Origin of the sequence: Cryobacterium sp. TMT2-18-2, assembly GCF_004402245.1 — a bacterium.
GTDB lineage: Bacteria > Actinomycetota > Actinomycetes > Actinomycetales > Microbacteriaceae > Cryobacterium > Cryobacterium sandaracinum.
This window is the reverse complement of the sequence record NZ_SOFU01000028.1, coordinates 1-13,751: the sequence shown is the minus strand read 5'-3', so window position 1 is coordinate 13,751 and position 13,751 is coordinate 1. Positions and strand designations below refer to the sequence as shown.

At 64.9% G+C, this 13,751-nt stretch carries 15 protein-coding genes and 1 pseudogene; 8 read left to right on the top strand and 8 right to left on the bottom strand.

The features are described 5' to 3' along the window. Nucleotides 1–115: 115 nt before the first annotated feature. A complete protein-coding gene (locus E3O22_RS08925; protein WP_134395531.1) occupies nt 116–802 on the top strand; it encodes a 3'-5' exonuclease in 687 nt (228 codons plus the stop codon). Nucleotides 803–916: 114 nt separating this feature from the next. Here the strand turns inward: E3O22_RS08925 and E3O22_RS08920 are convergent, their stop codons facing one another. From E3O22_RS08920 to glgA, 3 genes are all read right to left on the bottom strand, one after another. Next, complete coding sequence (locus E3O22_RS08920; protein WP_104102169.1) at nt 917–1,168, bottom strand: type B 50S ribosomal protein L31; 252 nt, start codon at nt 1,166–1,168, stop codon at nt 917–919. A gap of 149 nt (nt 1,169–1,317) precedes the next feature. Continuing rightward, entirely contained in the window at nt 1,318–2,100 is a 783-nt protein-coding gene (locus E3O22_RS08915) for an ABC transporter ATP-binding protein (RefSeq protein ID WP_134395530.1), read from the bottom strand. A 96-nt stretch (nt 2,101–2,196) separates the two neighbouring features. Continuing rightward, nucleotides 2,197–3,378, bottom strand: coding sequence for a glycogen synthase (glgA, locus tag E3O22_RS08910; protein ID WP_134395529.1), 1,182 nt, complete (start codon nt 3,376–3,378; stop codon nt 2,197–2,199). Between the two features lie 80 nt (nt 3,379–3,458). On the opposite strand from glgA, the gene glgC reads away from it, so the two are divergent. Together glgC and serB are read left to right on the top strand one after the other, a co-directional pair. Next, nucleotides 3,459–4,703, top strand: coding sequence for a glucose-1-phosphate adenylyltransferase (gene glgC / locus E3O22_RS08905; protein WP_134395528.1), 1,245 nt, complete (start codon nt 3,459–3,461; stop codon nt 4,701–4,703). Next, nucleotides 4,700–5,347: a phosphoserine phosphatase SerB gene (gene serB, locus E3O22_RS08900; RefSeq protein ID WP_134395527.1), complete on the top strand. Its 648-nt coding sequence runs from the start codon at nt 4,700–4,702 to the stop codon at nt 5,345–5,347. Before glgC ends, serB begins: the two co-directional genes overlap by 4 nt. Here the strand turns inward: serB and fabG are convergent. Next, on the bottom strand, nt 5,344–6,054 hold the full coding sequence (fabG, locus tag E3O22_RS08895) for a 3-oxoacyl-ACP reductase FabG (RefSeq protein WP_104169936.1): 711 nt from the start codon (nt 6,052–6,054) through the stop codon (nt 5,344–5,346). The genes serB and fabG overlap by 4 nt on opposite strands. Nucleotides 6,055–6,183: 129 nt before the next feature. On the opposite strand from fabG, the gene E3O22_RS08890 reads away from it, so the two are divergent. The 3 genes from E3O22_RS08890 to E3O22_RS08880 are packed head-to-tail and all read left to right on the top strand — an operon-like array spanning nt 6,184 to nt 7,570. Further along, nucleotides 6,184–6,489: a DUF3099 domain-containing protein gene (locus tag E3O22_RS08890; protein WP_370448428.1), complete on the top strand. Its 306-nt coding sequence runs from the start codon at nt 6,184–6,186 to the stop codon at nt 6,487–6,489. Continuing rightward, nucleotides 6,486–6,734 (top strand): hypothetical protein, encoded by a 249-nt coding sequence (locus tag E3O22_RS08885; protein WP_134395526.1) that lies wholly within the window; start codon nt 6,486–6,488, stop codon nt 6,732–6,734. Before E3O22_RS08890 ends, E3O22_RS08885 begins: the two co-directional genes overlap by 4 nt. Next, nucleotides 6,731–7,570: an SURF1 family protein gene (locus tag E3O22_RS08880; RefSeq protein ID WP_134395525.1), complete on the top strand. Its 840-nt coding sequence runs from the start codon at nt 6,731–6,733 to the stop codon at nt 7,568–7,570. Before E3O22_RS08885 ends, E3O22_RS08880 begins: the two co-directional genes overlap by 4 nt. 78 nt (nt 7,571–7,648) lie before the next feature. Here E3O22_RS08880 and E3O22_RS08875 read toward each other — a convergent pair whose 3' ends face one another. Beyond that, entirely contained in the window at nt 7,649–9,247 is a 1,599-nt protein-coding gene (locus E3O22_RS08875) for an ABC-F family ATP-binding cassette domain-containing protein (protein ID WP_104102190.1), read from the bottom strand. A 59-nt stretch (nt 9,248–9,306) separates the two neighbouring features. Next, nucleotides 9,307–9,957: a TetR/AcrR family transcriptional regulator gene (locus E3O22_RS08870; protein WP_134395524.1), complete on the bottom strand. Its 651-nt coding sequence runs from the start codon at nt 9,955–9,957 to the stop codon at nt 9,307–9,309. 157 nt (nt 9,958–10,114) lie between these two features. On the opposite strand from E3O22_RS08870, the gene E3O22_RS08865 reads away from it, so the two are divergent. Both E3O22_RS08865 and E3O22_RS08860 read left to right on the top strand, forming a co-directional pair. Further along, nucleotides 10,115–10,666 (top strand): OsmC family protein, encoded by a 552-nt coding sequence (locus E3O22_RS08865; protein ID WP_134395523.1) that lies wholly within the window; start codon nt 10,115–10,117, stop codon nt 10,664–10,666. A gap of 838 nt (nt 10,667–11,504) precedes the next feature. Then, nucleotides 11,505–13,184 (top strand): molybdopterin-dependent oxidoreductase, encoded by a 1,680-nt coding sequence (locus tag E3O22_RS08860; protein WP_241976584.1) that lies wholly within the window; start codon nt 11,505–11,507, stop codon nt 13,182–13,184. Between the two features lie 56 nt (nt 13,185–13,240). On the opposite strand, the gene E3O22_RS08855 is transcribed toward E3O22_RS08860, so the two are convergent. Next, nucleotides 13,241–13,570, bottom strand: coding sequence for a metal-sulfur cluster assembly factor (locus E3O22_RS08855; protein WP_134395521.1), 330 nt, complete (start codon nt 13,568–13,570; stop codon nt 13,241–13,243). Nucleotides 13,571–13,574: 4 nt separating this feature from the next. Then, a pseudogene (sufC, locus tag E3O22_RS16345) lies at nt 13,575–13,751 on the bottom strand (Fe-S cluster assembly ATPase SufC); the annotation flags it as partial.

Sequence of the window (13,751 nt, the reverse complement as noted above, 5' to 3'; positions counted from 1 at the left end):
CCGTGCGGCGCCAGTTCGCCGACCACCGCTTCTTCGTGAACCAGCCGGACCTGAACTGCCTTCCCCATAACCCGAGGCGCCCGGGGATGACGGTGGTCGCCCCTAGGCTTTCCCCATGAGCAACTGGAGTGACACCCTCGCCGTTTTCGACCTTGAGACGACCGGCATCGACGTGGAGACAAGCCGCATTGTGTCGGCCACCGTCGCGATCATCGATGTGAGCGGGGAGGTGCTCGAACGCGTGGACTGGCTCCTGGATCCCGGAATCGAGATCCCGGCCCAGGCCACCACCGTGCACGGCATCACGACCGAGCATGCCGCCGCGAACGGCCGGGTCGCCGCCGACGGGGTGGCCGAGATCGTCGCGACGATCCGGGAGCACCTCACCCGGGGTCTTCCTCTGGTGGCGTACAACGCGCCCTACGACCTCACCCTGCTCAACCGCGAGTCGATCCGCTACGGGGTTGCCCCGCTGGTCTCACCGTCGCCGGTGGTCGACCCTCTCGTCATCGACAAGGCCCTCGACCGGTACCGCAAGGGAAAGCGCACCCTCGCAGTGACCAGTGCGTTCTACGGTGTGCCCCTCGATGACGCGCACGACTCCGGGGCGGATGCGATCGCGGCCGGCCGGGTGGCCCAGGCCATCGCCCGGGCGCATGAGAAGACCCTGCCGGTCACCGTCGGCGAGCTGCACCAGCTCCAGGCACAGTGGTCCCTGCAGCAGGCGGAGAGCTTCCAGGCCTACATGCGCCGCGAACGCGACCCCGCGTTCGTCGCGGCGGGCGGCTGGCCCGAACGCTGACCCGGCAGCACCCGGGCGACAGCGACACCTGACCCAGTTCCGCAACATCGAAAGGGCGGCCAGCCGAAGCTGGTCGCCCTTTCGTTGTGCAGGATGCTACGGTGTGGCGCGGTTTTACTTGCCGAAGCCCTTGTAGCGTGAGTTGAACTTCTCGACGCGGCCGGCGGAGTCCATGATCCGCTGCTTGCCGGTGTAGAAGGGGTGCGACTCCGACGAGATCTCGACGTCGATGACCGGGTACGTGGTTCCGTCGGTCCACTCGATGGTCTTGGAGCTGGAGACCGTCGAACGGGTAAGGAACGTCGCACCCGACGCGAGGTCGCGGAAAACCACGGGAGCGTACGTGGGGTGAATGTCAGACTTCATGAAGACTTCCTTATTGCTGTTCGATTGGTGAGTTGCGCTTCGATTAGCGAGTACAGACTCGCCAGGTGCGGCAGGAAAAACTATACGGTCCAAGGACCGACTGTCGAGTTTAGCAGAATCCACTGGCTGTGACCGCCATCCGGTGGCGGTCAGATCGCGCGAGCGCTGAAACGTCCGTCGGCCTCGTGCAACTCGATGGACAGACCGAACGCCTCGGTCAGTGACTCCGCGGTCAGCGCGTCGGCGATGGGCCCGGCGCTGACGATGCGGCCGTTGGACAGGAGCAGGACGTGCGTGAAGCCGAGGGGGATTTCCTCGACGTGGTGGGTGACCATGATGATCGCCGGCGACCCCGACTCGCTCGCGTAGCCGCCGAGGAGCTGCAGCAGTTCCTCGCGCGCGCCGAGGTCGAGGCTCGCGGCCGGCTCATCCAGAAGCAGAACCTCGGGGTCGGTCATGATGGACCGCGCGATCTGCACCCGCTTCTGCTCGCCGTCGCTCAGCGTGCCGAACTTGCGGTCGGACAGAGCATCCAGCTTCCACTCGCCCAGCACCCGCTGGGCGCGGCGCTCGTCGATGGCTTCGTACTCTTCGGTCCAGCGCCCGGTGACGGAGTACGCGGCCGTCATCACCACATCGAGGACCTTCTCGTTCGCGGGGACCCGGCGGGCCATCGCCGTCGAGGCGAAGCCGATCCGCGGCCGCAGCTCGAAGAGGTCGGTGCGTCCGATCGGTTCGTCGAGAACGACGGCACTTCCGCTCGACGGGTGGATGAGGGCGGCGGCGATCTGCAGCAGCGTGGTCTTGCCGGCGCCGTTCGGGCCCAGGATCACCCAGCGCTGGTCGTCATCAACACTCCAGTTCACTGAGTCGAGGATGGGTGTGCCATCCCGGACGACGGAGACGTCGGTGAAGTGGAGAACGTTGACCATAAGGCCATGTTATCTGCCGCCGCCGATGCCCACACACGCGAAACGGGTGCCGCGCATTCCTGCAGCACCCGTTGGGGCGGTTAGTCAGAGCCCGACTTAGAGCAGTGCGGCGTAGATCTCCCGGGTGCGGGTGGCGATTTGGGTCCAGCTGAACATCTGCTCGGCCCTGACCCGGCCGGCTCGGCCCATCGCGGCGGCGTTGGCCGGGTCGGCGAGGACCTCGATCAGGGTGCGCGACAGGTCCGAGACGAAGAGGTCGGCATCGATGGGGGTTCCGGTTCCGTCGGTGGCCTGGTCGATGGGCACGAGCCGGCCGGTCACGCCGTCGGCGACCACCTCGGGGATGCCCCCGGTCGCAGTTCCGACGACCGGCAGCCCGCAGGCCATGGCCTCCAGATTGACGATGCCGAGCGGTTCGTAGACCGACGGACAGACGAAGACGGTGCCGGCAGTGAGCACGGCGGCCAGGTCGTGCTGCGACAGGAGGCGATCGATCCAGACCACGCCGGAGCGTTCGCGCTGGAGGGCCTCGACTCCGGCCGTGACCTCGGCCAGGATGCCCGGGGTGTCGGGGGCGCCGGCGCAGAGCACCAGCTGCACCTCCGGTGGCAGCAGGGCAGCCGCGCGGAGCAGGTACGGAAGCCCCTTCTGCCGGGTGATGCGGCCCACGAAGACCACGGCCGGTCGGTCCGGGTCGATGCCCAGTGCCCGCACGGTGTCCCGGTCGTCCGTGGGCTTCCACCGTTCGAGGTCGATGCCGTTGTAGACGACGTGCACCCGAGCCGCGTCAAGTGCTGGGTAGCTGCGCAGGATGTCGCGGCGCATCCCACCGCTGACGGCGATGACGGCATCCGCGGCTTCGAAGGCGCTGCGTTCGATCCAGCTGGAGACCCGGTAGCCTCCGCCGAGCTGCTCGGCTTTCCAGGGGCGGAGCGGCTCGAGGCTGTGCGCGGTCACAACGTGCGGAATCCCGTGCAGGAGCTTCGCGAGGTGGCCGGCGCCGTTGGCGTACCAGGTGTGCGAGTGCACGATGTCGGCGCCGTGCACGTCCTGCGCCATCTGGAGGTCGACGCCGAGCGTGGCCAGCGTCGCATTCGCGCCCGCCAGTTCCGCCGGCACCTCATACGCGTGGGTGTCGACGGCGTCGCGGGGCGCGCCGAAGCATCGCACGGAGACGTCGATGTCGGTGCGAAGGGCCTTCACAAGCTCCGCCACATGCACGCCTGCTCCGCCGTAAATCTCCGGGGGGTATTCCTTGGTCAACAGATCCACTCGCATGAGGCAAAGCTATCGCAGGCTGGCCGGAGGCACACCCACTCGTGCTGGATCGACGTGACGAATGGCCCTACTGTAAAGACATGCAGTCAAAGAAGATCTTTGGAATCGTGCTCGCCGGCGGAGAAGGAAAACGGCTCATGCCGTTGACGGAGGACCGTGCGAAACCGGCCGTTCCTTTCGGGGGTCATTACCGGCTGATCGACTTCGCGTTGTCGAATTTGATTAATTCGGGCCTCACCCAGATCGTGGTTCTCACTCAGTACAAGTCCCACAGCCTTGACCGTCACGTCTCCCAGACCTGGCACGTTTCTGGTGGCCTCTTCAACTCTTATATCGCATCGGTGCCGGCGCAGCAGCGTCTCGGCAAGCGCTGGTTCAGCGGATCCGCGGACGCGATCCTGCAGAGCCTCAACCTGATCCATGACGAGAAGCCCGACATCGTCGTCGTCGTGGGAGCCGACCACGTCTACCGGATGGACTTCAGCCAGATGATCGAGGCTCACATCGCCTCCGGAGCCGCCGCAACCGTCGCGGCCATCCGTCAGCCGATCGGTCTGGCCGACCAGTTCGGCGTCATCGAGGTCGACGCGGCGACGCCGGACCGCATTCGTGATTTTCGCGAGAAGCCGAAGGATGCCGTCGGCCTCGCCGATGCCCCGCACGAGGTCTTCGCGTCCATGGGCAACTACGTTTTCAACACGGAGGCGCTGATCGAGGCCGTCCTGCGCGACGGCGAACGCGCCGACTCGAGCCACGACATGGGTGGCGACATCATTCCCGATTTCGTGTCCCGCGGTGAGGCCGGCGTCTACGACCTCAAGCTCAATGACGTCCCCGGATCCACCGACCGAGACTGCGACTACTGGCGCGACGTGGGTACCATCGACTCCTTCTTCGAGGCGCACCAGGACCTGATCAGCGCACTGCCCGTTTTCAACCTCTACAACCAGAAGTGGCCTATCTTCAGCCAGCAGCTCAACTCTCCGCCGGCGAAGTTCGTCCGGGACGGACGCGGCTTCCTCGGCACCATGATCGACTCGATCGTTTCCCTCGGCTGCGTCATTTCGGGAGCGCACATCGAACGCAGCGTTCTCGGCCCCTGGGCCGCCATCGATTCCGGTGCCCAGGTGGTGGACTCGATCGTCTTCGACCGGGTGCAGATCAAACCGGGTGCGACCGTGCGTCGGGCGATTCTGGACAAGGACGTGGTGGTCGCCGCCGGAGCGGAAGTCGGCGTTGATCGTGAGCGTGACCGCGCACGGGGGTTCAGCGTCACCGAGTCCGGCATCACCGTCGTCGGCAAGGGAGTCCACGTCCACCCGTGACCGTGTTCGTTCGTTTCCTCGTCGTCTTGGACGCCGATTCCACCCTGATCGAAGACGAGGTCATTGAGTTGCTCGCTGATGCGGCCGGCTCGCTGGCCCTCGTCGCCGAGGTGACCGAGCAGGCCATGCGCGGCGAGATCGATTTCGCGCAGAGTCTACGGCTCCGGGTCAAGACGCTGGCCGGACTGTCCACGGATGTTTTCGCGGAGGTCGGGCGGCTCGTCCGCCCGACTCCCGGGGTGCAGGAACTCATCGACGGCCTGCACGCCCAGGGCAGCAGAATCGGGGTGGTATCGGGCGGCTTCCACGAGGTGCTCGACCCGCTGGCTGCCGCCTTCGGCCTCGATCACTGGCGGGCGAACCGGCTGGAGGTGGCCGACGGTCGCCTCACCGGCGGCCTGGTCGGACCCGTCATCGACGCCGCCGCCAAGGCCGCGGCCCTGCGGGAGTGGGCCGCCCTCGAGGGCGTAGCCCTGCCCCAGACCGTCGCCGTCGGCGACGGAGCGAACGACCTCACGATGATGCGGGCAGCCGGTCTGGGCATCGCTTTCAACGCGAAACCGATCGTGAGGGCGCAGGCGGACCTGGCCCTGGATACCCGCGATCTCAGCCAGATCCTGCCGATACTCGGTCTGCGCGGTTAGTGCCCCATCCCCAGCCCGCCGTCGACGGGGATGACCGCGCCGGAGATGTACCCGGCGTCGTCCCCGGCAAGCCAGGTGACGACCCGAGCCACCTCGACCGGGGTCGCGAAGCGTCCCGCCGGGATGCTGCGCTTGTAGTCGGCCTGCTGCGACTCGGAGAGTTTTGCGGTCATGTCGGTTTCAATGAAACCCGGTGCGACGACGTTGGCCGTGATGCCCCTCCCGCCCAGTTCACGGGTCACCGAACGGGCGAGGCCGATCAGACCGCTCTTCGACGAGGAGTAGTTGACCTGTCCCGCGGAGCCGTACAGGCCGACCACGCTGGAAATCAGCACGATGCGGCCGAACCGAGCCTTGAGCATCCCCTTGGACGCACGCTTCACGACTCGGAATGCGCCGCTCAGGTTGGTGTCGATGACCGAGGTGAAGTCGTCCTCGCTCATGCGCATCAGCAGCATGTCCCTGGTGATGCCCGCGTTGGCGACAACCACCTCGACGGGGCCGAGCGCCGCCTCGATCTCGGTGAACGCGGCGTCGATGGATGCGGCGTCCGTCACATCCGCGCGCACCGTCAAGCTGCCGCTCGGACCGTCCCCGGAGCGGGCGGTGACCGCGACGCGGTGTCCCTGCCTGATGAACTCCTCCGCGATAGAAAATCCGATGCCGCGGTTTCCCCCGGTGACAAGGACAGTTCTGCCAGTCGTCATGCTGGGTCCAATCTCTTTTTCTCAGCGAACGAACAGCCGTACGCGCGTGTTTTCCAGTTTAGGGCGTCTACGTTTATGTCCGACGAGACGTAGAATTTGTAGAGAGAAACTCCCCGACTGACCGAATCGATGGCATCCATGAAACAGCAGTCGATCACCTCGCTCCCCCCTTCACCCGAGGAGGAGCGTCGAGCCCGGATGATCAAATACTTGATCGCCATGGGCATCCGGATGGTCTGCATCGTGCTGATGCTCTTCGTCCAGGGTTGGTGGCTTCTCGTCTGCGCCGTCGGCGCAATCGCCCTTCCCTACTTCGCGGTCGTCTTTGCGAATGTTCAGAGCAGCGCCGTGGCGTCCACGGTCGTCCGACCGGGAGCCGTGCAGGTGTTCCGGGCGCCGCCTCGCGGACCGAATAATGACGAGAGCGGAACGTGATCGGCCTCGGCGCCGATCTCGAAACGACGAATTGCTCTCGCGCCGGCTGTCGTGAAAACGCCGACTGGCGGTTGAACTGGCGCAATCCCCGTATTCACGCTCAAGACCGCGTGAAGACCTGGCTGGCCTGCGACCTGCACGTCGATTACCTCCGCGATTTCCTGGCCAGTCGAGACTTCCCATTGGCCGTCTCGCCTCTGCCGGTCTTCCTTGAGGCTGTAGACCCGGAAGCCGGGCCGGCGTGATCGGCTGGAAGTTTGCGTTCACCCGGCGCTGGGCCGGATATCTCGCGCTGACCATCCTCTTTGCGGCCGTGTGCTCCGGGCTCGGTCTCTGGCAGCTCGCGCGACGCTCCGATGCCCTCTCTGAAATGGACAAAGTGGAGACCAACTATGCGGCGGATCCGGTTCCCTTGGCCGAGGCTCTGCCTGGTCTGGACGCGTTCTCCGCGTCTCAGAAGTGGCTGCCCGTTGTCGTGACCGGCACGTATTTGACGGACGACGAGCTGATCGTGCGCAACCGCCCGCTCAATATCCACCCGGGTTTCGAGGTTCTCACTCCCCTGCTGCTCGCCGATGGCTCGGTCTTCATCGTGAACCGGGGCTGGTTGCCGACCGGGCAGACCCCCGACGCCCCGGCATCCGTGCCAACCGCCCCCTCGGGGGTGGTCACCGTCATCGCCCGGCTCAAGGCCGGTGAGCCTTCGTTGGCCGGGCGGTCGGCCACGGGCGACCAGATCGCGACGATCAACCTCGACGAGGTGTCCACCCGGCTGGACCTTCCGACGTATACCGGCGCGTACGGGCTGATGGCTTCCGAAGATCCGACGCCGGACGAACGTCCCGTGGCGGTCACCCGCCCGGTCAAAGACGAGGGGCCTCACCTGTCCTACGCATTCCAATGGTTCGTGTTCGCCCTGATGGGCTTCGTCGGTCTGGGCTGGGCCATCCGGCAGGAGTACCGAGCCGTGAACTTCGACGACCCGGACGAGCGCGTTCGCGCCGCCGAGCGTGCCCGCCGGCAGGCTGCCAAACCCCGCAGCGACTCGGAGATCGAGGATGAGCTCATCGACGGCAGGTGATCGACAGGTCAGAGGGATTCGGAAACACGAATGCCCGGGCCAGCGGGCCCGGGCAGTGTGCTGGGTGCAGGAAGGTGATCAGGCGAGCATGATCAGATCAAGGTAGTCCTTGTTCCAGTGATCCTCGGTGCCATCGGGCATGATCAACACGCGCTCGGGGTTCAGCGCCTCGACAGCGCCCTCGTCGTGGCTTACGAGGACGACAGCCCCGGCATAGTGCGCCAGGGCGTCGAGGATTTCCTCGCGGCTGGCCGGGTCGAGGTTGTTAGTCGGTTCATCGAGCAGCAGAACATTGGCGCCTGACACCACGATCATGGCCAGGGCCAGCCGGGTCTTCTCGCCACCGGACAGAACCCCGGCCGGCTTGTGCGAGTCGTCGCCGGTGAACAGGAACGAGCCCAGAACCCGGCGCGCCTCCATCTCAGTGATGTTGGGCGAGGAGGACACCATATTCTCCAGCACGCTGCGCTTGACGTCGATCGTCTCGTGCTCTTGCGCGTAGTAGCCGATCCGCAGACCGTGGCCGGGCACGATCTCTCCGGTGTCCGGCTTATCCACGCCCGCGAGCATGCGCAGCAGTGTGGTCTTGCCCGCACCGTTGAGGCCGAGGATGACCACCTTCGAGCCGCGGTCGATGGCCAGATCCACGGCCGCGAAGATCTCCAGCGAGCCGTAGCTCTTGGAGAGGTCGGTGGCCATCAACGGGGTGCGTCCGCACGGGGCGGGCTCGGGGAAGCGCAGTTTGGCGACTCGGTCGACTGCCCGCACGGCGTCCAGTCCGGACAGGAGCTTCTCGGCGCGCGCGACCATCTGGTGGGCGGCGGCAGCCTTGCTTGCCTTAGCGCCGAACTTCGCGGCCTGCAGCTGGAGGGTCGACGCCTTCTTCTCGGCGTTGGCGCGTTCCTTCTTGCGGCGGTCCGCGTCGGCCACGCGCTGCCGCTGGTAGTTCCTCCAGTTCATGTTGTAGATGTCGATGACCATGCGGTTGGCGTCGAGGTAGAACACCCGGTTCACCGTGTCGCCGACCAGCTCGATGTCGTGGCTGATGATGATGCATCCGCCGCGATAGTTCTTGACGAACTCCCGCAGCCAGACCACGGAGTCGGCGTCGAGGTGGTTGGTGGGCTCGTCGAGGATCATCGTTTCCGCGGCCGAGAACAGGATACGGGCGAGTTCGATGCGGCGGCGCTGTCCGCCGGACAGGGTTCGCAGCTGCTGGTCGAGGATGCGGTCGGGAAGGTTCAGGTTGCTGGCGATCGACGCGGCTTCCGCCTCGGCCGCGTAGCCGCCGAGGGCGTTGAACTCATCCGTGAGGTTGCCGTAGGTGCGCATGGCCTTGGCGCTGGTCTTGGGATCGTCGCTGCCCATGTCGATACCGGCCTGGGCAAGACCCAGGGAGATCGTTCCGAGGCCGCGGGCATCCAGGATGCGGGTCCGAGCGAGCATGTCCGGGTCGCCCGAGCGGGGGTCCTGGGGCAGATAGCCGATCTCGCCGGTGCGGTCGATCGAACCGTTGGTCGGAACTGTCTCACCCGCCAGAGTCTTCGTCAGTGTCGTCTTACCAGCCCCGTTGCGGCCAACCAGGCCGATCTTGTCACCGGCGGAAACGCGGAAACTGACGTCTTCCATGAGCACGCGCGCCCCAACTCGGATTTCGAGATTTTGCACACTCAGCACAGCAACAGTCCGTTCAGGGGAGTCGTAGAATTTTCTGGCCGAAGCGGGCCAACTCTCCACTATATTTGATCGGTTCCGCCTCGGTGTGCGCCGGCAAGCGAAAGTGCCCCCTGAAGTGCCTTCGCCAGCCAGTCCCGGTAAGCGGCATCCGACCAGCCGAGGTCGAGGACCAGAGACCGGTAGGCCTGTGGATGCCCGAGCGCCCACACCGTTGCCGCCGCCTCGTGGTCGCTCACTCCCCCGCGCAGGCTGTGCCGTGAGCGCAGCGCGCTCGCGACCTCGCCGTACTGGAGAAGTCGCTGGGCGGAACGCCGCATCTCCAGCTCCGCGATGTCTGCATCGACTCCGGCCGCCTGGGCGATCACGCGGTGCACCCCGGACGTCTGGGCGTTCAGGTCGGCGATCCAGCCGGTCAGGATTCGGACGATCTCGGCGGCCGTGCGCGCTTCGGCGATCTGACTGCGCAGCGGTGGGGGGCCGGCTTGCGGTTCGTACGCACGTGCGGCCGCGCGGTCGAGCACGGCGGAGAGAACGGCGGCTTTGCCACCGACCGAGTTGTAGATGGTCTGCACCGCGACGCCTGCCTCGGCGGCGATCGAGCCGAGAGTGGTGGAAATGTACCCCCGCTCAAGCATTAGCTGGAGCGCGGCCCGCACGATCAAGGTGCGGGTCTCTTGCGACTGGGCCTCCCGGCGGGATTCGATGCTCATCAGGACTTCAACCTTCTTTTTAGAATGTTATTCTACACACTGGAATGGTGTTCTAGCAGGCGGTATTTCGGTTCGGGGACCATGCGGCAGCGTTCGACCATGACGTTGTGTGATCGGGAGGGGTGCCCGGGCCGGACTGGCCTCCTATGGTTTCGGCATGACACTCGTGCAGACGCCCGCCGCCCTCTCCCCCCGTGCCGAAGATTGTGCCAGCCGCCTCATCGCCGCCGGAACCGCTTGGAGTGAGCGCATCAGCGCTGACGCGTCGAAAGCGAAGCTGACCTACCGCGTCACGGCCGCCGGCGAGGGCTCGGTTGCCACCCGCATCACGGCCGGCAAGCATGTCTTCCTCGTCGACGAGCCCGGAGCCCTGGCCGGAGACGATGTGGCAGCCAGCCCCGTCGAGATTGCGCTCGGCGCCCTGCTCTCGTGCCAGGTGGTCGTCTACCGCCTCTACACCCAGGGGCTGGGCATCCGGGTCGACGAGATCGAGATTGTCGCGGAGGGCGACCTTGACGTTCGGAGGCTGTTCGACATGAGCGAGGACGTGCGGGCCGGCTTCGCAGCGATCCGCCTGCACATCACCATCACCGGTCCCGAATCCGATGAGCGCTACCAGGAGCTGCGGGCAACCGTCGACGCGCACTGCCCGGTTCTCGACCTGTTCGCGAACCCCACTCCCGTGTCCGTCATCGTCACCAAGGCGTAGCCGGATCCGAAGCCGACCGGTGGCCAGGCCTGTCGCGTCCCGCGGCGCACCGTGTGGAAGCTGGCGCACGATAGGCCGTCCGCCGGCCTCCAGGACGTGCGCCGTGACGCAGTCACCCACTCGTCTAGCGGCGAACAGGGCGGAGGCCTACCGTCGGCTGCAGCTGCAGCCGCACCGGTTGCTGCACGAATGCGAGGAGGTCGACGATGGACCACGAATCAGCCACACCACCCCACCGAACCCGGACGGGCCTCCCCCGTCCGACTCAGATGAGGAACAGGAAAGCGCCAGCCCTGTGGGCGACATGTTCGAGGAGGGTGAAACCGACATCGGGCCGCACCCGTCCCTGATCGATTTGGAGAATTGGGAGCCGTCTGAGTTGGCGTCGTCCGCTGAAACGGGCGCTCGGGAAACGGGCGCTGAGGAGAATACATCGTCCGAGTGACCAGGATCGGATCATCGACCAGGACACGTCGACGGGGCGCCGGCCAGATGGCCGGTGCCCCGTCGACGTGGGTGGATCAGGACTAAATCGGATGCGGATCAAATGCGGATCAAAGGGAGACACCGAGGGCACGGATCGACTCGTTCGGGGCCTTAACCGGATTAATGCGGAATATATTCCGTTTAATAGGAGGATACTTGCAGGCAGCAAGCAGGAAATGGGCATAACGGTGCTGTATATCGCACTCCCGACACGGTTGGGGAGGCATCCTGCTTCTCAAATGGGGACGGTATGGATACAAACTCGATTGATCGAAATATTCCTGCAACAGACATTGGAGCAGGGGGGACGCGGAGAAGTTTTCGAGAGGAACTGGACACGACGCGGTACCACGTGGTGGATGACCACTGGGCCGGCCGGGTCCCTGCCCAGTACGGCGTTGCCCCGCGGGTGCGGATCGGCACGGACAAGTGGTTCAATCTGCTGTGGTTGATTCCCATTGGACTGGTCCTGCTGATCGTGGGGATCGCCATTGCCAAGGGGCTGCGGGAGATGCCCGCGGTGCAGGACTTCATGAGCCAGTATCCGGGTGCGACTGCACTGCCCGACAACGCCCCGGTCGGGTTCCCGGCGTGGGTCGGTTGGCAACACTTCCTGAACCTCTTCATGATGATCTTCATCATCCGGTCCGGTGTCAGCATCATGGCTGACCATCCGCGGCTGTACTGGACCCGGCACTCGACACCGGGTAAGGACTGGTTTCGCATGCAGAAGCCGGTGCCGAGCGATCCGCTCTACACGGCGAAGGAGGACTCAATCACCTTGCCCGATGGTGTCGGCCTGCCGGGGCGCCGTCACTCCATCGGTCTCGCACGGTGGTGGCACCTCGGCGTCGATACGGTCTGGCTGCTCAACGGAATCATCTTCTGTGTTCTTATCTTTGCGACGGGGCAGTGGATGCGCTTGGTCCCGCTGAGCTGGGACGTCGTCCCCAACGCCGCGTCGGCCGCCCTTCAGTACCTGTCTTTGGACTGGCCGGCCGAGAGCGGGTGGACCAACTACAACAGTCTGCAGCTGATCGCCTACTTCATCACCGTTTTCATCGCGGCGCCTCTCGCCCTGGTCACCGGCCTCGGCATGTCCCCCGCGCTGTCGACCCGCTTCCGTAGAATCAGCTCGGTGTTCAGCATCCAGGTGGCCCGTTCGCTGCACTTCTTCGTGCTCTGCTGGTTCGTCATGTTCATCGTTGTGCACGTCACCCTGGTGATGACCACAGGGGCCCTGCGCAACCTCAATCACATGTATGCGTCTCAGGACAGTGAATCGTGGGTCGGCATCGGGATCTTCGCGGCTTCGATGGTCGTCGTCATCGGAGGATGGCTCGCAGCCACGCCTTTCACCTATCGGCATCCTCGTGTGGTGCAGAAGGTCGGTTTCGCGCTGATCGGTCGCGCGCAGCGCCTATTTGAACACATCGACGCGAACCCCGGCCAATACACGGAGAAGGACATTTCGCCGTACTTCTGGCACAACGGCAAATACCCGGACTCCGAGGAATACCAGGCGCTTCGAGCGGGCAACTTCGCGGACTACACACTGCGGGTCAACGGGCTCGTCGAGAACCCCGTCGATTTGAACCTCGCACAGTTGCAGGGTCTCCCCTATCACGATCAGATCACCCAGCACTTCTGTATTCAGGGGTGGTCAGGGGTGGCGAAGTGGGGCGGAATCTCCATGCAGACGATCCTGGATCTGGTGCAGCCGAAACCCGAGGCGAAATGGGTCATTTTCTATTCCTTCGCCGCGGGTCCGGACGGTGGCACGTACTACGACGCCCAACCCATCGAGCAGATGAGTTACAAGCTGACCATGCTCGCCTATGACCTCAACGGGCAGACCCTATCTTTCGGGCATGGAGCACCGCTTCGGTTGCGCAACGAAACGCAGCTGGGTTTCAAGATGGTGAAGTGGATCAAGGGAATCGAGTTCGTTGAGGACTTCTCGGAGATCGGTGCGGGGTTTGGTGGTTACCACAACGACCATGAGTTCTTCGGCTACCGGCAGTCCATCTAACGCGAAAACCCCGATTTCCGGAGGAAATCGGGGTTTTCGCGTGCGTTCGGGGAAGATTAGATAGAAAAGCCGAGGGCTCGCATCATGTCACGGCCGTCGTCCGTAATCTTCTCGGGACCCCACGGCGGCATCCAGACCCAGTTGATGCGGAACTGGTCGACGACGCCGTCCAACGCCTCGGCGGTCTGTTCCTCGAGGACATCGGTCAGCGGGCAGCCGGCCGAGGTCAGGGTCATGTGGATGATCAGGGCATTGTTCTCATCGTCCCAGCCCAGGTCGTAGATGAGCCCGAGGTCGACCACGTTGATACCGAGTTCCGGGTCCATGACGTCTTTGAGCGCCTCTTCGATTTCATCGAAGCGCGCCGGGGGCAGCGTGGAAACCATGCGCCTAACCTACGTTCGTTTCGGTGAGAAAGCGATCGTAGCCCTCGTCTTCGAGGCGGTCGGCGAGTTCGCGGCCGCCCTGTTCGGCGATGCGGCCGTCGACGAAGACGTGCACGAAGTCCGGCTTGATGTAGCGCAGGATGCGGGTGTAGTGCGTGATCAGGAGCAGACCCAGGCCGGT